Here is a 20,810-nt window from a genome sequence, read left to right as displayed (position 1 = left end):
AAAAGCAATGAAACGCACAGCAAACGCACATTGGAACGGAACTTTAAAAGATGGTAAAGGCGAGATCACTACGCAAAGCACCACGCTTAACAAAACCCAATATTCATTTAAAACCCGTTTTGAAGAGGGTGTAGGTACCAACCCCGAAGAATTGATCGCGGCAGCCCATGCGGGCTGTTTTACAATGGCAGTCGGCGCGGCACTAACCCAGGCAGGCTTTACCCCCGGCGACCTGACTACAGATGCCATCCTTGACCTGGACATGCAGGCTTTGAGCATTACCGGTATTCACCTGGAATTGAAAGCATCCAAGATCGACGGTGTGGATGATGCAAAGTTCAACGAAGTCGCTGAAGGGGCAAAGGCCAATTGCATAATTTCTAAAGTGCTTAACGCGCCTATCACGCTGAATGTAACTTACGGCGCATAAGTGCAATATTATCAAACAAGCTAAAACGGCGATCTTGTTAAATAAGGTCGCCGTTTTTTTATTATCTAAAACCTGGTGTACAATGCTATCTGTGCGACATGGTTGAATGTGTCGTTTTCCAGATTCTTAACATATTGATTTAAGTAACCGGCTTCCAGGTCTATCATTTTACTAAACCGGTAACCAAATGACACATAAGCCCGGTTTTGATCGAAAACATTATTATTCGTTTTCTCGATGTTCTGAATGTTGGCAAAGAGCTCGTTTTGCAACCCAACAAAAGTCCCCTTTTTAAATTCTGTTTGTTTTGTAGTAGGGATAACGCCCCTGATAAAATACCTGAAACGCTGAGCGAAATATGGGTCGCTTGTTCCCAGAGCGCCTACGTAACGCTGCTCTAACCGGAACCTGTGCTGTACGGCGTTGCCGCTAAGTTTGTGCATGTAGATAAACTGTTCCCACGTGCGGTGCTCTGTGCGGAAGGTATTTTGCGTTGGCGTTATACGGTGCGTGCCGGTATATAAGTAACCAACGGTAGCGTACTTGTTATTGGCAAAGTAATAATGTACGCCCGGCCGTATCAAAGGATTCTTTAGATAAGCAAGCTTATCCGCGCTGCGGAATTGGGCATCAATGTGCAGGCCCCAATGTTTAGATAGTTTCTGCGAATGGAACCATGCGCCCCAACCAGAGAATTCATTTGTCTGCGCGTTGGCGCTAACCGTTGTGAGTATAGAAATGATTAAGGCAAGCATTGCCTTTGGTAGATTAACGTTTTTCATAATTTACAAAAATAGCTGGTTAAGCCGCGGCTTTAGCTTTCGGTCGTAAAAAGTTTCTGCCGAGCGGACGGGTGGGGATGGTGTCGCCTAATAACTTACCCCAGGGTTTCAGTTCGTCTATACGGTCGAAGATGATCTTTATTACCGCCACAAATGGTACCGACAAGAACATACCCGCTATGCCCCAAAGCTCGTTGCCAAGCAACACGATCACTATAGATATCAGCGCGTTGATCTGCACCTTAAACGATACCACGCGTGGGAATACGATGTTGTTATCGATGAACTGGATGACAAGGTAGGCTATCAGAATGCCAAACTGTGTAGAGTAGCCATCCTTGGTGACCGTGGCAATAAGTATAGGCAATGCGATAGCGATAAGGCCGCCAATGTACGGCAGCATATTTAATATAGCACCGATAACACCAAGGAGAATAGCATACTTCACGCCCAGCAACAGCAATGCCACCGAGTTCATGATGGCAACGATGACCATCTCTACTAACAAACCAACAATATAGCTCTGTACTGCCGACTTGGTTTCTTTTAATATTTCCGCCACTTGTTTAGAGTTCTTTTCAGAGAAAACTTCGTACAGGAAATTCAGGATCAAGTTTTTATAGTAAAGGATCATGAAGGTATACACGGGGATCAAAAAGATCAAACCCAACGTGCCTAATACAGTACTTAATGTACGGCCAAAAAAAGCTTTACTATTGCTGAGCGTGCTTTTAATGAAAGCTACCTGCCGCTCTGCATCGATACCGAAATTGGTATGCACCCAGTTTTCTACCTGCTGGGTTATGTCTCCGAATTTCTTTTGCAACTCCGGGAAGGATGAACTGAACGAGATGATCTGCGCGGATAAAAAATATAATATGGCTGCTACACCAAGTATAGCGATTACCAGCGCAATGATGATGGCAACCGGCCTGGGTATTTTGTAACTGTTAAGTTTATTGCAAAGCGGATTAAGCAAAATCGCTACCAGCAAGGCAAAGGCCAGCGGCACTAAAACGTCGCCCAGGGCTCCAAGGATATGTATAAACAAGATCAGCCCGAAGAGGATGACCGTTACCTTTAAATAATACGGGTATTCTTTTAAAACCATTTACATAGGCAGGGGTACTGATATGCAAAGGGATTTTGGCAGATAATGTTTTAAAATGACGGGCATTTTGTGACCCGATGTTGCGGGTGTAACATGTGACAGTTTCTCTAATAATACAGACTTATTAGTATCTGACGATAAAATGTCAGCGCTGCAACGCGCTGATTACTAAGCATGCACAGTACTGTCAGTGTTTCAGGTTTGCCAATTTTTGTCTAAAAGTGTCTCACTTTTGTAACAGGTGTTACACTGGCAAAACGGGTGTCAGCAACATAATTTTGCATTTGAGGAGACCGGAAAGGCCGGGTTCACCGGGCTTAGCCCTTCAATAAATTCTTCCAGCTCACCAGGTCGCCAATTATCTTATCCAGTTGATCTGCAGGAACACGTTCCTGCTCCATACTGTCGCGATGGCGAAGGGTTACGGTATTGTCTTCCAAAGTCTGATGGTCTACCGTTATACAAAATGGTGTACCTATCGCGTCCTGGCGGCGGTACCGTTTGCCGATAGCATCTTTTTCTTCGTATTGCAGGTTAAAGTCAATCTGTAAGGCTTCCATTATTTCGCGGGCCTTTTCAGGCAAACCGTCTTTCTTGGTCAACGGGAATATCGCGGCCTTAACAGGTGCCAGGCATGGGTGCAGGTGCAAAACAGTACGGCTGTCTTGTTTATCTTCAGTGCTCAGGTCTTCTTCTTCGTAAGCGTTGATCATCGTAAGCAGGAACATACGGTCCAGGCCAATAGATGTCTCGATCACATACGGAATGTAATTTCCGTAAGGTTTGCCATCTTCGCCCAACTCGGGGTCAAAGTATTGCATTTTTTTACCGCTAAACTGCTGATGCTGGCTCAGGTCGAAGTCTGTGCGGCTGTGTATGCCCTCTACTTCTTTAAAGCCAAACGGAAAGTCATACTCGATATCAACAGCCGCGTTTGCATAGTGTGCCAGTTTGGTATGGTCATGGTAACGGTACTTTGCCTCATCGGTTCCTAGCGCTAAGTGCCATTTTAAACGTGCCTGTTTCCAGTGATTGTACCATTCCATTTCAGTGCCCGGGCGAACAAAGAACTGCATTTCCATTTGCTCAAATTCGCGCATGCGGATAATAAACTGGCGGGCAATCACTTCGTTGCGGAATGCCTTACCAATTTGTGCTATACCAAAAGGTATCTTCATCCTGCCCGATTTTTGCACGTTTAAGTAATTTACAAATATACCTTGTGCCGTCTCGGGGCGCAGGTAAACCTTGTCGGCATCATCAGCAATAGCGCCCATTTGAGTGCTGAACATGAGATTGAACTGGCGGACTTCTGTCCAGTCAGGTTTTTCTTTACTATTAGGATCATTAATCTCATACTTGGCTATCAGAGATTTTAATTCGTCCAAATCTTCTGCCAAAAGAGCATCGGTAAATTCTTTGAAAAGGGAAAAAGATTTTTTTGCAGATGGATGCTCTTGTATAGCCTTGTATGTGTCTTTTGCTGCATCAGCCGCAAAATCAAGATTTATTGCTTTCCCCACTGGAGGATTTTTGATATAGTCTCTTACTGCATTAATGTCAATAAGCGCTTCTAGATTATTTTGTAAATCTGGATATTTTTTGTTGACCGCTAAACTTACCTCTTTAAATGCTATATTCAGTAGGTCTTCAATTTTATCCTCAATTAACTGATCTGCACGATATCGCTTTTTTGTAACTTTATTATCTATCATCGGGTCGCTAAAGCCGCCTACGTGGCCGCTGGCTTCCCAAATTTTAGGGTGCATAAATATGGCCGAATCTATACCGACAATGTTTTGGTTCATTTGCACCATCGCCTTCCACCAGTACGTTTTGATGTTGTTCTTCAGCTCGGCGCCAAACTGGCCATAATCATAAACAGCGCTCAGTCCGTCATATATCTCACTCGATTGAAAAACAAAACCATACTCTTTAGCATGGGCGATCACATTTTTAAAAAGCTCGTCGGTAGTTTTACTCATAACGGGGGCAAAGATAAATTTTTGATCACACAGATTTGTTAATGATTTCATCGATTGTAAGCATGCGTCTTTGCGAGAAGCGAAGCGACGCGGCAATCTCTGATCACGTGTGTTTGGGATTGCTTTGCGATTCTGTCGCTCGTAATGACGTGGACTTTTTGCCTTGGGCATTCCCCGCTTTGGCGGGTCGCGCTTTCCGCTTAAAGTCCTCTCCCGATATTCATCGGGATGCGGGCTTTTCGCTGCTATCGCTAACGCGAACAATCAACTATGAACCATAAACCATGGTCCATGAACTTTCTCACATCTCATATCCCACATCTCATGTCTATCATCTACATTTGGGCATGAGCATAGTGGTTCAAAATCTTACCAAGACCTACGGGGCGCAAAAGGCAGTGAATGATATCTCCTTTGAAGCGGGAGTGGGTATCACCGGGTTTCTTGGCCCCAACGGCGCAGGTAAGTCGACCACCATGAAAATACTGACCGGCTATCTGCCGCAAACATCAGGGAAGGCGACAGTTGCAGGATTTGACGTTGAAACGCAATCGCTGGAGGTGCGCAAGCGCATTGGCTACCTGCCCGAAGCTAACCCGCTTTACCAGGATATGTATGTTAAGGAGTCGCTGGCTTTTATTGCCGACGTACACAGTGTAAAGAACAAGGATGAAAGGATTAGAGAGGTAGTGGAACTTACCGGCCTGGTGCCAGAGCAGCATAAAAAGATAGGTCAGTTGTCTAAAGGTTACCGTCAAAGAGTAGGGCTGGCACAAGCCATTTTGCATAACCCGGAAGTTTTGATCCTTGATGAGCCCACCTCCGGGCTGGACCCAAATCAATTGATCGGGATAAGGCAATTGATTAAAGATTTAGGCAAGACTAAAACGGTGATCCTCTCAACCCACATTATGCAGGAGGTTGAAGCCGTTTGCGACCGGGTGGTCATTATAAACAAAGGCTCCATAGTGGCTAACAGTGATCTGCAGCAACTACGGAGCCGGTATGAAGGTCAGTCTTTAGAACAGATCTTTATTGAGCTAACGAATGGTTAATTCAAAAATAAAAAGTCAAAATTCGAAATAGACATTCGAAATTCCAAAACTTACTCTCCCATTTGGTTGATCACCGCCTCGGTAACGCCTGTATAGGAGAAGCCGCCATCGTGGAACAAGTTCTGCATGGTAACCATTCGCGTAAGGTCAGAAAATAAGGTCACAATATAATCGGCGCACTGGTCTGCAGTAGCATTACCCAGCGGACTCATTTTCTCTGCATAATTGATAAAGCCATCAAAGCCTTTAACACCGCTGCCGGCGGTTGTGCGCGTAGGCGATTGTGATACGGTATTGATACGCACCTTATTTTCTACACCATAGTAGTAACCAAAATTGCGGGCAATACTTTCCAATACGGCTTTGTTGTCGGCCATATCGTTATAGTCAGGGAATACGCGCTGTGCCGCAATGTAGCTAAGTGCCACCACAGATCCCCACTCGTTTATGGCTTTGTTTTTCATGGCAAACTGCAGCACGCGGTGCAGGCTAAGGGCAGAAATGTCAAAACCTTTATGGGTAAACTCATAATTATTTTCGGGGTAACGGATGCCTTTGCGCACGTTTACACTCATGGCCGGCGCGTGTAAAATAAAATCGACACCGCCGTTAAAGTGTTCCATGGTTTTAGTGATCAGGTTTTGTACGTCATCATTGCTGGTTACGTCCGCCCCAATAACAGGTGCATTGCACTCTTCGGCAAGTTTATTCAGTTCGCCCATGCGCAGGGCAATAGGCGCGTTTGTTAGCACCAGTTCGGCACCCTCTTCATGCGCGCGCTGTGCAACCTTCCAGGCAATAGACTGTTCATTAAGGGCGCCAAAAATGATACCCTTTTTACCTTTTAATAAATTATAAGCCATTTCTTGATTTTTATCGGTGCGCTAAAGGTAAAAAATAATTTATGAGTATTTAAAAGGGAGGGGTTCGTCATCGTGGCTGTCGCGCTAGCGATAACAGCGGCATGCGAGCATATAACGGATATCGCAACCTGATCCCGATAAATATCGGGAGATGGGTAACGCCCAACAGATTAATATACTTGTTGGTGACAACACCAACAAGGGCACGGATCGCCTCTCTTTAATACTTGCGCCGCTGTTGGTGTTGTCACCAACAGCTGTATGAAGGGCACGAAGGATAAAAGGTTACTTCATGATTACCGGCATTAACACTGCAACAAATTTTTTAACGTATTTTTGCATTAAATGGGCAGTTATAATCTTCAGGTTACGATAGATCAGGATTCGGGCTTTTGCTTTGGTGTGGTTTACGCCATTGACATGGCCGAAGAGATACTGGCCGAAGAAGGCAGCCTGTATTGCCTGGGCGATATTGTGCACAATGATGAAGAGGTTGAGCGATTGAAAGCTAAAGGCCTTCGAATAATCGACCACGAAGACTTAAAAAGTTTGTATGATGTTAAGGTGCTTATTCGCGCGCATGGCGAGGCACCCGAGACTTACAAGGTGGCTTTGGAGAACAACATCATGCTTATTGACGCATCGTGCCCTGTAGTGTTAAAACTGCAGCACCGCATCAAAACCTCGCATGATGAAGATGAGAACATTCTCATCTTTGGTAAACACGGCCATGCCGAAGTGATAGGCCTGCAGGGCCAGACCAATGGTGAAGCCCTCGTTTTCCAGGACATTGCCGAACTGGATAATGCCCTGCTACCGCAAAAATTTACGCTTTATAGCCAAACCACCAAAAGCACCGAGAAATTCTACGCCATAAAGGAGGAATTGATCAGTCGTGGTTATGAGGTGAAAGCAAATGATACCATTTGCCGGCAGGTATCTAACCGGGACAAAGACCTGCACAATTTTGTACTAAAGTTTGATAAGATCGTCTTCGTATCTGGTAAGAAATCTTCTAACGGTAAAGTGCTGTTCGAGGTTTGCAAAAAATATAACCCCAAAACTTATTTCATTTCTTCTGTAAGCGAACTACACCCAGAAATGTTCAACCCCAACGAAACCATTGGTATCTGCGGCGCCACATCCACCCCAATGTGGTTAATGCAGGACGTAAAAACGGAGTTGGAGAGGTTTTGACCCGCTAACCTCTTGAAGAAATCGCTTGCCGATAAGAATTACTCCCACTTGTCATTGCGAGGAACGAAGCAATCTCGTAGCTTGCTCCTATGAGAATACATAACTATTATGTATATATTGTTTCAAACAAAGCAAACACTGCATTTTATACAGGTGTAACTAACGACATTCAACGACGAATTTGGGAACACAAGCAAAAAGTATTTAAAGGATTTACATCTGCGTATAATTGCGATAAGTTAGTTTATTACGAAGAATATCAGTGGATACAAGATGCCATCGCCCGGGAAAAACAATTGAAAGGTGGGTCAAGACAAGCAAAAATTAATTTGGTACTTGCAGAAAACCCTAGTTGGTCTGATTTAAGTATTAGTTGGTATGAATAGCTACGAGATTGCTTCGTGCCTCGCAATGACAACTTTAAGTTCACGTATAACTGCATTCGAGTATTACCTCCCTTTGACAAAAAAATTAAGATATTTGCCCACCCGTTTTAGCTCCCCCTTTAGGGGGCAGGGGGGTTAATGAAAGGAATTCTCTTAGTCAATTTAGGCACACCGGATAGCCCGCAAACGCCGGACGTTCGCAAGTATTTAAACGAGTTTTTAATGGACGGCCGCGTTATAGACGTGAACCCCATTGTACGGACGTTTCTGGTGCGCGGTATCATCACACCTTTCCGCAGCCCTAAATCGGCTAAGCTTTATAAGGAGATCTGGTCAGAAGAAACCGGCTCGCCGCTGTTGTATTATAGCATACTTCAACAAAAATTACTGCAGGATAAATTAGGCGAAGGCTACCAGGTAGAGCTGGCTATGCGTTATCAAAGCCCGTCGATCGAGTCGGCTTTGCTAAGGCTTAAAGATAATCTGGTAGAGAGCATCCGTGTGATACCTATGTTCCCGCAATATGCATCGGCAAGTACAGGTTCTGTAATTGAGAAGGTTATGCAATTGGTTAGCACCTGGCAAACCATCCCAAACATCTCGTTCGTCAATTCCTTTCATGACGATCCGCTGATGATCAAAAACTTCGCGGATAATGCGCGTAAATACGGCGTTGAAAACTACGATCACGTATTATTCAGCTTTCACGGGCTGCCGCAAAGGCAATTGATAAAATGCGACCATACGCACAATTATTGTTTAAAATCGGCAGATTGCTGTGATACCTTTAATGACGTCAACAAGTTTTGTTATTCTGCACAATCGCACCATACTGCCCGTTTAATAGCCGCCGAATTGGGTTTAACTTCAAATCAATATACTATTTGCTTTCAGTCGCGTTTGGGTAACGACCCCTGGGTGCAGCCTTATACCAGCGAAGTAGTGGCCAAACTGGCTAAAGAAGGCAAGAAGAAGATGCTTGTTTTTTGCCCGGCCTTTGTTGCCGACTGCTTGGAAACGGTTTACGAGGTTACTGAAGAATATAACGGCGAGTTTAAAGCCCTCGGCGGCGAACACATCCAGTTGGTAGAAAGCTTGAACGATTCGCCGCTGTTTATAGATGCGCTGGCTAAAATGGCCTTGAATTATTGATCTGTATTTCTGATACTGTTAAATATCTTTTCTGTAGCCCCGGTATTCTGCTTTACGTAATCCTTCATGATCTTGCCTGCACGCAAACGTTCTGCATCATCAGTCATGAATTTATCCGCGGCAGATTTTAATTCTTCTGTATTGCTCACGCTTATGCCCGCTCCTAAAGCGACTACGTCCTTCGCTTCTTTAAAAGCCTGGTAGTTCGGCCCGAAAATAACAGGCAAACCAAACGCGCCTGCCTCTAAAATATTATGGATACCGCGCCCAAACCCACCGCCGATGTAAGCCAGATCGCCATACTGGTAAATGGACGACAACATCCCAACATTATCCAATATCAATATCCTGTACTCGGCAATTTTTAGCTTATTCTGTGGTAGTTTAGAAAAACATATCGTTCCCTCGGCCGGAAGCATGGCTTTGAGGTCTTCTATGTGTTGTGCCGTAACTTCGTGTGGTGCAAATACCCATTTCCAGTCGGGATAGTCATTTATGATCGCGGCAAGCAGCTTTTCGCCTTCAGGCCAGGTGCTGCCGGCCACAACCAGCTTTTGGCCGTTTTTAAAATACTCAACTTCCGGAATAAAGTTAGGGTCGCCGGCGTTGGCCCACACCCTGTCGAAACGGGTGTCGCCGCTAACGGTGGCGTTTGTGATTCCTAAACTATTTAAAAGCTCTATCGAATGGAAATCCTGCACATAGAAGTAACGCACCATCTTCAGCATTTTGCGGTGCAGGCCGCCGTACCATTTGAAAAATGCCTGCCTGCGCTGAAAAATCGCAGATATCATATAAATGGGAATATTCCGCTTGTGCAGTTCATCAAAATAGTGATACCAGTACTCGTACTTGGTAAATACGGCAGCCGTAGGGTTTATAATGTCTATAAAATGGCGCGCATTTGAGCCAGTGTCAGATGGCAGATAATACACATGATCTGCCAATGGCGAATTCTTCCTGATCTCATAACCAGACGGCGAAAAAAAGGTGATCACCACCTTTACTTCGGGGTTACGGCTCTTGTACATCTCAATTACCGGGCGGCCCTGCTCAAACTCGCCCAAAGACGCAAAGTGGTACCAGGTGCAATTATCCATTGGTACAATGGTCTGGTCGGCGCGGCCATTGACCCAGGCTTTGGCTTTTTTATTAAAAAATGAAAGGATAAAAGCGAGAACTGAATAAACGCGAATGCCAAGATCGTAAAGCAGGAGCATGTAATATTGTATATTCGTGTACCGGATAAAAATAAGTAAACATGCAACGTTTTAAGCATCATGCTGTTTACTTTCTTTTCAGGAAATACAATCTTACAGAAAATTAAAATCCGTGTAGCATTTACAGCACTTAAGTTACAATGTTAGCTTTGCCAAGAATAAACCATTAATTTGCCTCAATAATTGAAGATCATAAAATAATATGGCTGGAAAAAGGATTTTGATAACCGGCGCTGCCGGCTTCTTAGGGTCGCACCTATGCGACAGGTTCATTGCCGAAGGTTACCACGTAATTGGTATGGATAACCTCATTACCGGCGATTTGCGCAACATAGAACACCTGTTTAAGCTACCAAATTTTGAATTTTATAATCATGATGTGTCTAAGTTTGTGCACGTTCCCGGCGAACTTAACTATATCCTGCATTTCGCATCGCCGGCAAGCCCTATCGACTATCTGAAGATCCCCATACAAACTTTAAAAGTTGGTTCTTTAGGTACGCATAACCTGCTTGGTTTAGCACGTGCAAAAAATGCCAGGATGCTTATAGCCTCTACGTCAGAAGTTTATGGCGACCCGAATGTCAACCCGCAGCCCGAAGAATATTGGGGTAATGTGAATCCTGTTGGCCCGCGTGGCGTATATGACGAGGCTAAACGTTTTCAGGAAGCCATCACTATGGCCTACCATACTTTTCACGGCCTGGAAACACGCATTGTGCGCATATTTAATACTTACGGGCCGCGTATGCGATTGAATGATGGCCGTGTGTTACCCGCTTTTATTGGGCAAGCCCTGCGCGGCGAACCACTAACCATGTTTGGCGACGGATCGCAGACAAGATCTTTCTGTTATGTTGATGACCTAATTGAAGGCATTTATCGTTTGCTGCACAGTGATTACGCGCAGCCAATGAACATTGGCAACCCCGACGAGATCACTATCCGCGAGTTTGGCGAAGAAATTATCAACCTCACCGGTACCAACCAGGAATTGATCAGTCTGCCATTACCAACAGATGATCCAAAACAGCGCCGACCTGACATCACCAAAGCAAAAAGTATTTTAGGCTGGGAACCAAGGGTTTCGCGCGCCGAAGGTTTGAAGATCACTTATGATTACTTTAAATCTTTGCCCGAGCATGAAATTATACACAAAGACTTTACCTATTACAATAAATAAATGAAAAAAATACTGGTTACCGGTGGCTTAGGGTTTATTGGCTCGCATACGGTTGTAGAATTGATAGCAGCAGGATACGAACCGATATTGATAGATGATTTGTCAAACTCGAGCATCAAAATCTTAGATCAACTTGAAAAGATCATCGGCAAAAAGCCGGTCTTTCATCAACTTGACCTATGCGATGAGGCTGCAGTAAAAAGCCTTGCAGCCCTTGTTCCCGATGTCGATGGCATTATCCACTTTGCAGCTTTAAAGGCTGTGGGCGAGTCTGTGGCAGTGCCGTTAAAATATTATCGAAACAATTTCTACTCGCTTATCAACCTTTTGAACAGTTATTACGGAAAGAAAATAAATTTCGTTTTCTCGTCAAGTTGTACAGTTTACGGTCAGCCGGATAATTTGCCGGTTACAGAGAATGAGCCGGTTAAGCCTGCACAATCGCCATATGGTAACACCAAACAGGTTGCAGAAGAGATACTTAAAGATATGGTGGCCTCAGGAACAAATTATAAGGTATGCTCATTGCGATATTTTAATCCAGTAGGTGCGCATGAGTCGGCTTTGATAGGCGAATTGCCCATCGGCGTTCCGCAAAACCTGGTTCCTTTTATTACGCAAACTGCCATCGGTAAACGCGAAAAGCTGACCGTGCACGGTGATACCTATAACACCCCCGACGGCAGCGCGGTACGCGATTACATACATGTGGTAGATTTGGCCAAGGCACATGTTAAGGCATTGCAGTTAATGGAGGATGAAAGTTTTACAGGTTATGATGTGTTTAATTTGGGGACCGGTAAAGGCAGTTCTGTACTGGAAGTGATCAACGCGTTTGAAAGCGCTACGGGCGAAAAACTTAATTATGTTATCGGCCCGAAAAGAGATGGCGACGTAGAGCAAGTATGGGGCGATGTAAAGAAATCATCAGAAAAACTTGGCTGGAAGACAGAACTGGATTTAGATACCATGATGTCTTCTGCCTGGGCCTGGGAAAAATATATCAACCAAAATCCTCTATAGTTTATAACACTAATGAAGAAGATAATTATAACAGGCGGGGCAGGATTCATTGGGTCGCATGTGGTACGCAGGTTCGTAAAGAACCATCCGGAGTACCAGATCATCAACCTGGATAAACTTACCTATGCCGGTAATTTGGCCAATCTGAAAGACATTGAAAATGAGCCCAACTACAGATTTGTAAAAGGCGATATAGTCGACGCTGCTTTCATCCAAAATTTGTTCGATACAGAACAACCTTACGCGGTAGTTCACCTTGCAGCCGAATCGCATGTAGACCGCTCTATAGTTAACCCGCTGGAATTTGTGATGACTAACATCATTGGAACGGTTAACTTATTGAACGCGGCCCGCAATACCTGGAAAGGTGATTATACCAGCCACCGTTTCTACCATGTATCCACAGATGAAGTATACGGCACCCTTGGTGAAACAGGCATGTTTACAGAAACTACAGGTTATGACCCCCATTCGCCATATTCGGCGTCAAAGGCAGGGTCAGACCATTTTGTAAGGGCTTACCACGACACCTATGGAATGGATACTGTTATTTCCAACTGCTCTAACAATTACGGCTCTTACCATTTCCCCGAGAAACTGATCCCGCTTGCGATCAACAACATTAAGCACAACAAGCCTGTACCGGTTTACGGCAAAGGCGAAAATGTGCGGGACTGGCTGTGGGTAGAAGACCACGCACGTGCGATTGAGCTGATATTCCATAAAGCAAAAGCCGGTGACACGTACAACATTGGCGGGCATAACGAGTGGAAGAACATTGACCTGATCAATTTGCTGTGCAGCATCATGGATAAAAAGTTGGGCAGGGCAGAGGGAGAGTCAGCCAAGCTGATCACCTTTGTGACAGACCGTGCAGGCCACGACCTGCGTTACGCGATAGATTCATCAAAACTGCAGCGCGAAGTGGGCTGGACACCAAGCGTTACCTTTGAAGAAGGCCTGGAAAAAACAGTTGAATGGTTCCTGGCCAATGAAGAGTGGTTAAATGATGTAACATCCGGCCATTACCAGCAGTATTACGAAGAACAATATGACAACCGATAAAAAAAGAAAGGCCGCAATAAGCGGCCTTTCTTTTTTATCGCTACTAAGAAACCTGTAGCGTTGCAGGTTTGCGTCCCAGCAGAAACAAGCCTAACACAGCACTTGAAACAGCTCCGCATCCAACCATAAATGCAAATCTCCACAAATAGCCGACGAATGAAAGGATACTGACATCCAAATTAAAGATGACCGCATAGAAATACATCACAAGATTCATTATGGTAAATGTAAGCGTGCCTATAATTATCCATTTTTTAAATGATACCTCAGTATTAATTCTTGTAAGTGACACAATAAATGCCAACTGCATTATTGCAACACATACTGCAATCATAAAAAAGCCATTATGAGATAATCTACTGGATGTGATTAAAGCAGCCCCGCCAAGTAAACCGCATATAATACTGATAGCAGCAATTTGTTTGTTTGTAATTTGTTTAGGATTCATAACAAAGTTTTTGTGTGATATTTAAGTGGTTACCAAACAAACATAATTAGCATTTCTTAAATATCAAATAATATTTTTCTCATGTATCCTTTTGCCATGTTTTACGTATAATAGATAGTATTAACCTTAACCATTTAAAAATGAAACCTTATCGCATTCTTCTTACTCTTTTTATTGCATGCGTAATCGCATCTAATTCCAATGCACAGACCAAAAAAATAAATTCCCGTTTAACGGAGGAGTCCCTGGTCAAAGACTCCGCCGGCAATGTTTATCCTTACGCGGTGTGGTCTAAGCTTTGGTGGCATGGCGACTGTTCCTTCAGGGTAGAGAACTCGCAAGATGAGAATTCTGCCTTCATTATGCACTTTAACTCAAAACAAGAGCGCGAGAAAGTAATTTCATCATGGCCAAAACCTGGGGAAAGTGAACAATTTAAGCCGGGTACAACCTTTGCAAATTTTAAAGACAAAGCAATAGATGGATACAAAGCTGATACTAAGGCCCTTTTAGGCAAAATTGTAGTGTTAAACTTTTGGTTCATCGGCTGCCCGCCATGCCGCGAAGAGATTCCCGATCTGAATGACCTGGCTATGCGCTATAGCAACAATATTGATGTTGTGTTCTTGTCTATATGTCTGGATGAGGGGTATGATATTAAAAATTATACCAAACAGCACCCGCTGGCTTTTCATATCATAGATAAAGGGCAGTTTTTAGCGGCAAAATTCCGCGTTAACTTATTCCCCACTAACGTGGTGATCAACAGGGAAGGCAAAGTAGCTTACTCAAGTAACGGCGGTTCGGCGGCTAACCCGGTTTGGATGCAAAAAACTATAGATGCAGCATTAGCCTCACCTGCACCTGCTGCGGTTGGGCAATAAACAAAAAAGGCGTCTGATAGCTAACAGACGCCTTTTCAACATTTTTAAAGTTCTTATACAGAAAAAGAAGTGCCGCAGCCGCAGGTGCTGGCCGCGTTAGGATTGTTAAAAGTAAATCCACGGGCATTCAACCCGTCCTGGAAATCTATCTGCATGCCAGCAAGGTACATACCGTGTGCTTTATGCATCAGTACCTTAATATCGTTAATAACGTAGATGTTATCGCCGTCTTTTTGTTGGTCGAAACCCAAAATATAATTCATACCGGCACAACCGCCACCCTCTACACCAACACGTAAACCAAACTCGTCGCTTAGTTCTTGCTGATCTTTTAATTTCTTTAATTCTTTAACCGCGCCTTCTGTAAAGGTTACAGGGGCAACAAGGGTTTCAACAGCAGTGCTCATGTTTATATTTTTATTTAGCAACACAAATATAAGTTAAAATACAGATTTTTGTTGGTACACCAGTTTATTTGACCATAGCCAAACATTGGAATTAAGTGATGATCACAGTTAACTATTTACTAGAAATTGTAAAGTTTACCATTGCGGGCGTCGGCGTTGTATGGGTGGCGTTCTATTTGCTTAAACCGTACCTTGATAAATCTGAAAGAATACAGATCCTTGAATTAAAGAAAGCTGTAAGCAACCAAACAATACCTTTGCGCTTACAAGCCTATGAGCGCCTGGTTTTATTTATAGACCGTATTAATCCCGCTAATATGCTTATAAGGCTCAATGCAACTTCTTACACTGCTAAAGAATTACAGGCGATTATTGTAAGCGAGATTCGCAACGAGTTTCAGCATAACATCAGTCAGCAAATATACATAAGTACAGAAGCCTGGGCTGCCGTTAAAAAGATTAAAGATGATACCTTGTCGCTTGTCAATAATATGATAGCGGCGATGCCGGCAGATGCCAGGGGTCTTGAAGTAAGCAGGCAGCTGATAGGACATTTGGCTAAACTGGAAGATAACCCCTATGACGCTGCCGCCGAAATAGTAAGAAAGGATCTGGAGGGCATATTCTGATGTCTGATAAAAAGCAAACCTCATCGGGCATAGAAATAAAACCGCTTTATGCAGCTGAAGGCGGAGAGGTGCCCGGCGAATACCCCTACACCAGGGGGATACAAAAAGATATGTACCGTGGCAAATTGTGGACCATGCGCCAATACGCGGGTTTCTCAACAGCCGAAGAGTCTAACAAGCGTTACCATTTCCTGCTTAAACAAGGTACCAGCGGCTTGTCTGTAGCCTTCGACCTGCCTACGCAAATTGGTTACGATTCTGATCATGAATTGGCCGACGGGGAAGTGGGCAAAGTGGGCGTTGCAATAGACTCGCTGAGGGATATGGAAATATTATTCGGCGGGATACGCTTGCAGGATATCACTACCTCTATGACCATTAACGCCACAGCTGCTACGCTGCTGGCTATGTACATCGCGCTAGCTAAGAAGCAGGGTGCCGATCTGAACCAGATATCGGGCACTATTCAAAACGATATATTAAAGGAGTATGCCGCACGTGGTACCTATATATACCCGCCCGCGCAATCTATGCGGTTGATCACAGACATCTTTGAGTATTGCAGCACAAGCCTGCCTAAATGGAATACCATTTCCATTTCAGGATACCATATCAGAGAAGCGGGGTCAACCGCAGTACAGGAACTAGCCTTCACACTTGCAAATGGTAAAGCTTATTTAAAGGCAGCTTTAGAAAAAGGGTTGGATATTAATGTTTTTGCCAAGCGATTGTCGTTCTTCTTTAATTGCCATAACAACTTTTTTGAGGAAATAGCTAAGTTCCGTGCGGCACGGCGTATGTGGGCACACATTACCAAAGAGTTGGGCGCAACAGACGCGTCTGCACAAAAGCTGCGCTTTCATACGCAAACGGGCGGCTCTACTTTAACAGCCCAGCAACCACTTAATAATATTATACGTGTAAGCAGCCAGGCAATGGCCGCGGTGCTTGGCGGAACACAATCCCTGCACACCAATGGTTACGACGAAGCGTTATCGCTCCCAACAGAGCAGGCTGCGAAGATAGCTTTGCGTACACAGCAGGTTATCGCGTTTGAAAGCGGCATCACTGATACTCCGGATCCATTGGCAGGCTCTTATTTCATAGAATCGCTTACCGATGAAATGGAAGCGGCGGCTCATAAATATATCGATACTATTGATGCTATGGGCGGGTCTGTAAAAGCTATTGAGCAGGATTATATTCAGCAAGAAATAGCTGCAGCCTCTTATCAATACCAACGCGAATTGGAAACGGGCGAGAGGGTGTTGGTCGGTGTAAACAAATTTACAGAGCAAGAGCCTGCGCTTGATAACGTTTTCCGGGTGGACGATTCCATCCGCCAGTTGCAGATTGAAAAATTGAACAGCCTAAAAGCGGAGCGCGACAACGAGTTAGTACGGGCAAATCTTGCTGACTTGACAACCGCAGCAAAGGGTTCAAACAATCTGATGCCGTTTATCATTTCGGCCGTTGAATCTTACGCTACCCTTGGCGAAATTGCCGACGTTTTAAGAGAGGTATTCGGCGAGTACTAATCCAAATCCCTTAACATCCCGAAGTAACTATTGCGGTGAAATATTATAAAATTCCCGTTCACAGCTACTTATAGTTACTTATGCATCGGCACTCAAAAAAGAGTGGAAATTACCAACTTCCGATGTTAACAATTGTTAATATCTCGGTTTTTCATATAAGTAAAATCAGTTAGTGTTTTAAGCAACAGATTTTTCACGAAATCTTAAAAAAGTGGATTTTGAGCGAACTGATGGCGTTTTTTCGTTTGCTAATAACATAAAATTAATGTTACACAAATTTAAAATTTAATTTTTTTAAAGGTTTTTTTTTTGAATATTCGATGTTCCGTAGCGGGCCCTACCGGAGTTTTACTATAGGTTATAAATAAGCGTTTTAAGAATTTTTGTATGGAAAAAACTTGTACTAATGTTTGGAATAGTTGCTTGCAGATCATTAAGGATAATATACCGGCCCAAAGTTTTAAAACATGGTTCGAGCCCATTACCGCTTTAAAGATCGATGGAAGTATTTTAACCATACAAGTACCAAGTTTATTCTTTTACGAATGGTTAGAAGAGCACTATGTTGGTTTGTTGCGTAAAACCATAAAAAAGCAATTGGGCGACGATGCACGGTTAGAATACAATATTGTTGTAGAACAATCGTCATCTGCTAAACCGTTTACTACCAATATGCCATCAAACGGCAACGGCGCCGAAGCGAAGAACCAATCCATGCCCATCCCTATCTCTATTAATAAGGACATTAAGAACCCGTTTGTTATACCGGGCCTTAAGAAGCTGCATGTAGACCCGCAATTAAATCAGAATTATACATTCGAAAACTTTGTTGAGGGCGATTGTAACCGTTTGGCACGTTCTGCAGGTTATGCGGTAGCGGCAAAACCGGGCGGCACTTCATTTAACCCGTTAATGATCTATGGCGGCGTTGGTTTGGGTAAAACCCATTTGGCGCAAGCTATAGGTAATGAGATAAAGCGTACCCTTCCTGACAAGTTGGTATTGTATGTATCGTGCGAGAAATTTACCCAGCAGTTTGTAGACGCGCTTAAGCACAATAACATTAACGATTTTGTGAATTTTTACCAGGCAATAGATGTGCTTATCATGGATGATGTGCACAACTTTGCCGGCAAAGAAAAAACACAGGACTTTTTCTTCCACATATTTAATCATCTGCACCAATCGGGCAAGCAACTGATCATCACATCTGACAAGGCACCGAAAGACCTTGCGGGCTTAGAAGAGCGCTTGCTTTCGCGTTTCAAATGGGGCCTATCTGCGGATCTGCAGATCCCTGATCTGGAAACACGTATGGCTATCCTGAAGAACAAGATTTATCAGGATGGTATTGAACTTTCTAACGATGTGATAGAATACGTGGCGCACAATATTGATAATAACGTGCGTGAGTTAGAGGGGGCGATGGTATCATTGCTTGCACAGTCGACCCTTAACCGTAAAGAGATAGATCTGGCACTGGCTAAACAGATGCTAAAGAATTTTGTAAAGAACTCATCAAAAGAAATTTCGATGGAGTATATACAAAGCCTGGTGTGCGAGTATTTTGAAGTTCCTATTGAGATGCTAAAATCGCAGACACGTAAACGCGAAATTGTGCAAGCCCGCCAGATATCTATGTACCTGGCCAAAGCGCATACCAAAAGCTCGCTTAAAACTATTGGTAATTTTTTTGGCGGCCGCGACCACTCGACCGTGATCTACGCTTGCCAAACTGTAGAAGACCTGATAGATACCGATAAGAAATTTAAAGGCTACGTAGCCGACATCCAAAAGAAACTGAAAATGTCATAATAAACCAAGCCCTGCACCGCGGGGCTTTTTATTTACGCTATGAAAAAAATTATCTTACTATTGGCGTTGATTATGCTATCCGTAAGTACATCGTTTGGCCAGATAAGTGATAAAGACGCTGTCATACAAACCATCAACACATTTTTTGATGGCATGCGAAAGGCCGATACCGTAACGATGCGTTCTGCTATTGCCAATAACATGGTCCTGCAAAGCGTTGGCACAAATAAAGACGGTGCAACCCGGTTAATTACCGAAGATATTAGCGGCTTCCTTAAATCCGTTGCTAAGCCGCATGCTCAGATTTATGACGAGCGGGTGGTGTTTAAGGATATCAACATAGATGGTGCTTTGGCATCTGTGTGGGCACCTTATAAATTTTACCTCGGCAGCCAGTTTAGTCATTGCGGCGTAGATGTATTTCAACTCGTAAAAACTAACGGCAAGTGGAAGATCATCTACATAGTCGACACCCGCAGAAAGGACAATTGCCCGGAGTAATATTAAAATTCCAAGTAGAAGTTTAGCGAATGTATCTGCAGCTTCCCGGTAGCGGATGGTTGCTCTGCGTAAGTATCACCATCGAGCAGGTAATGCCAAACAGTTTTCGTTTCGGGGTCGATGATTATGTATTCGGGAATACCGTTAGCACGATAAAGTTCTGATTTTATCTGCTGATCATGCTTTTTATTAGACGATAATAATTCTATTACCAGATCAGGCGCACCATAAATGCCCTTTTTCTCGATGATTGCCTCTCTCTCTCTTTTTATAAAGAGTATATCTGGTTGTACCACGCTATCACCATTGTCAAGATATACATCACAAGGAGCAAAAATTACCTCACCTAAAGTATTATCTTCAATGTACATTTGTAACCTGGTAAAAATTTTACCGAGAACTTTTTGGTGTATTGTTGTAGGTGAAGGCGACATATAAAGTGTATTATCGATCACTTCACAAATAGTTCCTTCGGGAAGCATTTCAAATACTTCCATCGCTGTACGTGGTATGTCAAGCACATCTTTCATAACAATACTAATATACGAAATTTAAAAAGATTAACTATCCCTACAATCCTCCCAACTTCACCAGCGCGTAAAACAAGGCGGAGGAGTGCAATGCCTGGGGAATTTTATTTTCCAGCAAAGCTTGCTTCACTTCGGCTATGGTCATTTCATGCACTACAATTTCTTCGTGCTCGTCAAGCGATTGTTCATTTACTTTTTTCCCGCCTTTGGCCAAAAAACCATAACATACATTATTAGCTGTTGAGGGGTTCGGATATAATGTGCTCACCAACACTACGTCATCAAATTGGTATCCGGTTTCCTCGAGTAATTCGCGCTTAATGGCATCCTCCGGCAATTCGCCGTCATCGATCACGCCGCCCGGAATTTCTAACGAAACGATGTTGGCTGCATGGCGGTACTGAGACACCATCAAAATTTTATTATCGTCAGTTATCGCGACAGCATTTACCCAGTTAGGGTATTCTAAAACGTAATAATCATCAACAACGCGGCCGTCGGGCATTTCGCAGACATCTCTCCTGAGTGTAGCCCAATTACCTTTGTGTATATATTCAGACGAGCAGGTTTTCCAGTTCAGTTCTTTCATATGCGGTAGATACAAAC

22 protein-coding genes are annotated in these 20,810 nt (G+C 43.7%); 13 read left to right on the top strand and 9 right to left on the bottom strand.

Going from position 1 to position 20,810, the window contains the following annotated elements:
* Positions 1–7 precede the first annotated feature (7 nt).
* On the top strand, positions 8–430 hold the full coding sequence (locus tag GO620_RS10425) for an OsmC family protein (RefSeq protein WP_157525241.1): 423 nt from the start codon (positions 8–10) through the stop codon (positions 428–430).
* A 65-nt stretch (positions 431–495) separates the two neighbouring features.
* On the opposite strand, the gene GO620_RS10420 is transcribed toward GO620_RS10425, so the two are convergent.
* The 3 genes from GO620_RS10420 to GO620_RS10410 form a co-directional block, all read right to left on the bottom strand.
* Entirely contained in the window at positions 496–1,212 is a 717-nt protein-coding gene (locus GO620_RS10420; RefSeq protein WP_157525239.1) for a DUF2490 domain-containing protein, read from the bottom strand.
* Positions 1,213–1,231: 19 nt separating this feature from the next.
* Complete coding sequence (locus GO620_RS10415; protein ID WP_157525237.1) at positions 1,232–2,323, bottom strand: AI-2E family transporter; 1,092 nt, start codon at positions 2,321–2,323, stop codon at positions 1,232–1,234.
* 317 nt (positions 2,324–2,640) lie between these two features.
* Entirely contained in the window at positions 2,641–4,308 is a 1,668-nt protein-coding gene (locus GO620_RS10410) for a glycine--tRNA ligase (RefSeq protein WP_157525235.1), read from the bottom strand.
* A 347-nt stretch (positions 4,309–4,655) separates the two neighbouring features.
* On the opposite strand from GO620_RS10410, the gene GO620_RS10405 reads away from it, so the two are divergent.
* Positions 4,656–5,363 (top strand): ATP-binding cassette domain-containing protein, encoded by a 708-nt coding sequence (locus tag GO620_RS10405; protein WP_157525233.1) that lies wholly within the window; start codon positions 4,656–4,658, stop codon positions 5,361–5,363.
* A 50-nt stretch (positions 5,364–5,413) separates the two neighbouring features.
* Here GO620_RS10405 and GO620_RS10400 read toward each other — a convergent pair whose 3' ends face one another.
* The gene (locus GO620_RS10400; RefSeq protein ID WP_157525231.1) at positions 5,414–6,226 is read right to left on the bottom strand and encodes an enoyl-ACP reductase FabI; all 813 of its coding nucleotides are present in this window, start codon (positions 6,224–6,226) and stop codon (positions 5,414–5,416) included.
* Positions 6,227–6,571: 345 nt separating this feature from the next.
* On the opposite strand from GO620_RS10400, the gene GO620_RS10395 reads away from it, so the two are divergent.
* From GO620_RS10395 to hemH, 3 genes are all read left to right on the top strand, one after another.
* Complete coding sequence (locus tag GO620_RS10395) at positions 6,572–7,423, top strand: 4-hydroxy-3-methylbut-2-enyl diphosphate reductase (protein WP_157525229.1); 852 nt, start codon at positions 6,572–6,574, stop codon at positions 7,421–7,423.
* Positions 7,424–7,512: 89 nt separating this feature from the next.
* The gene (locus GO620_RS10390; RefSeq protein WP_157525227.1) at positions 7,513–7,809 is read left to right on the top strand and encodes a GIY-YIG nuclease family protein; all 297 of its coding nucleotides are present in this window, start codon (positions 7,513–7,515) and stop codon (positions 7,807–7,809) included.
* Between the two features lie 138 nt (positions 7,810–7,947).
* The gene (gene hemH, locus GO620_RS10385) at positions 7,948–8,961 is read left to right on the top strand and encodes a ferrochelatase (RefSeq protein WP_157525225.1); all 1,014 of its coding nucleotides are present in this window, start codon (positions 7,948–7,950) and stop codon (positions 8,959–8,961) included.
* Here the strand turns inward: hemH and GO620_RS10380 are convergent.
* The gene (locus GO620_RS10380) at positions 8,955–10,181 is read right to left on the bottom strand and encodes a 3-deoxy-D-manno-octulosonic acid transferase (protein ID WP_157525223.1); all 1,227 of its coding nucleotides are present in this window, start codon (positions 10,179–10,181) and stop codon (positions 8,955–8,957) included. The genes hemH and GO620_RS10380 overlap by 7 nt on opposite strands.
* Before the next feature lie 202 nt (positions 10,182–10,383).
* Between GO620_RS10380 and GO620_RS10375 the strand changes: the two genes are divergently transcribed.
* The 3 genes from GO620_RS10375 to rfbB are packed head-to-tail and all read left to right on the top strand — an operon-like array spanning position 10,384 to position 13,452.
* Entirely contained in the window at positions 10,384–11,364 is a 981-nt protein-coding gene (locus GO620_RS10375; protein WP_157525221.1) for a UDP-glucuronic acid decarboxylase family protein, read from the top strand.
* On the top strand, positions 11,365–12,387 hold the full coding sequence (galE, locus tag GO620_RS10370; RefSeq protein WP_157525219.1) for a UDP-glucose 4-epimerase GalE: 1,023 nt from the start codon (positions 11,365–11,367) through the stop codon (positions 12,385–12,387).
* Positions 12,388–12,399: 12 nt separating this feature from the next.
* Positions 12,400–13,452 carry a dTDP-glucose 4,6-dehydratase gene (gene rfbB, locus GO620_RS10365; RefSeq protein WP_157525217.1) on the top strand — a complete coding sequence of 351 codons (1,053 nt, stop codon included), beginning with the start codon at positions 12,400–12,402 and terminating at the stop codon, positions 13,450–13,452.
* A gap of 43 nt (positions 13,453–13,495) precedes the next feature.
* On the opposite strand, the gene GO620_RS10360 is transcribed toward rfbB, so the two are convergent.
* On the bottom strand, positions 13,496–13,900 hold the full coding sequence (locus tag GO620_RS10360; RefSeq protein WP_157525216.1) for a hypothetical protein: 405 nt from the start codon (positions 13,898–13,900) through the stop codon (positions 13,496–13,498).
* A 140-nt stretch (positions 13,901–14,040) separates the two neighbouring features.
* On the opposite strand from GO620_RS10360, the gene GO620_RS10355 reads away from it, so the two are divergent.
* Positions 14,041–14,784: a TlpA family protein disulfide reductase gene (locus GO620_RS10355; protein ID WP_157525215.1), complete on the top strand. Its 744-nt coding sequence runs from the start codon at positions 14,041–14,043 to the stop codon at positions 14,782–14,784.
* Positions 14,785–14,837: 53 nt separating this feature from the next.
* Here GO620_RS10355 and GO620_RS10350 read toward each other — a convergent pair whose 3' ends face one another.
* Entirely contained in the window at positions 14,838–15,191 is a 354-nt protein-coding gene (locus GO620_RS10350; RefSeq protein WP_157525213.1) for a HesB/IscA family protein, read from the bottom strand.
* A 98-nt stretch (positions 15,192–15,289) separates the two neighbouring features.
* Between GO620_RS10350 and GO620_RS10345 the strand changes: the two genes are divergently transcribed.
* The 4 genes from GO620_RS10345 to GO620_RS10330 all read left to right on the top strand — a co-directional run bounded on the left by GO620_RS10345 (position 15,290) and on the right by GO620_RS10330 (position 19,674).
* Positions 15,290–15,820, top strand: coding sequence for a DUF7935 family protein (locus GO620_RS10345; RefSeq protein WP_157525211.1), 531 nt, complete (start codon positions 15,290–15,292; stop codon positions 15,818–15,820).
* Positions 15,820–17,358, top strand: a complete 1,539-nt coding sequence (locus GO620_RS10340; RefSeq protein WP_157525209.1) for an acyl-CoA mutase large subunit family protein — start codon at positions 15,820–15,822, stop codon at positions 17,356–17,358. The genes GO620_RS10345 and GO620_RS10340 overlap by 1 nt, the downstream gene beginning before the upstream one ends.
* 387 nt (positions 17,359–17,745) lie before the next feature.
* Positions 17,746–19,173 carry a chromosomal replication initiator protein DnaA gene (dnaA, locus tag GO620_RS10335; protein ID WP_157525207.1) on the top strand — a complete coding sequence of 476 codons (1,428 nt, stop codon included), beginning with the start codon at positions 17,746–17,748 and terminating at the stop codon, positions 19,171–19,173.
* Positions 19,174–19,212: 39 nt separating this feature from the next.
* The gene (locus GO620_RS10330) at positions 19,213–19,674 is read left to right on the top strand and encodes a nuclear transport factor 2 family protein (protein WP_157525205.1); all 462 of its coding nucleotides are present in this window, start codon (positions 19,213–19,215) and stop codon (positions 19,672–19,674) included.
* A gap of 2 nt (positions 19,675–19,676) precedes the next feature.
* Here GO620_RS10330 and GO620_RS10325 read toward each other — a convergent pair whose 3' ends face one another.
* Positions 19,677–20,204, bottom strand: coding sequence for a Uma2 family endonuclease (locus tag GO620_RS10325; RefSeq protein WP_157525204.1), 528 nt, complete (start codon positions 20,202–20,204; stop codon positions 19,677–19,679).
* 40 nt (positions 20,205–20,244) lie between these two features.
* Positions 20,245–20,793, bottom strand: coding sequence for an NUDIX hydrolase (locus tag GO620_RS10320; protein ID WP_157525203.1), 549 nt, complete (start codon positions 20,791–20,793; stop codon positions 20,245–20,247).
* Positions 20,794–20,810: the final 17 nt, after the last annotated feature.

It is taken from the genome of Mucilaginibacter ginkgonis (assembly GCF_009754905.2).
Taxonomy (GTDB): Bacteria; Bacteroidota; Bacteroidia; order Sphingobacteriales; family Sphingobacteriaceae; genus Mucilaginibacter; species Mucilaginibacter ginkgonis.
The sequence above is the reverse complement of the archived record's forward strand: the minus strand, read 5'-3'. Positions and strand labels throughout refer to the sequence as shown.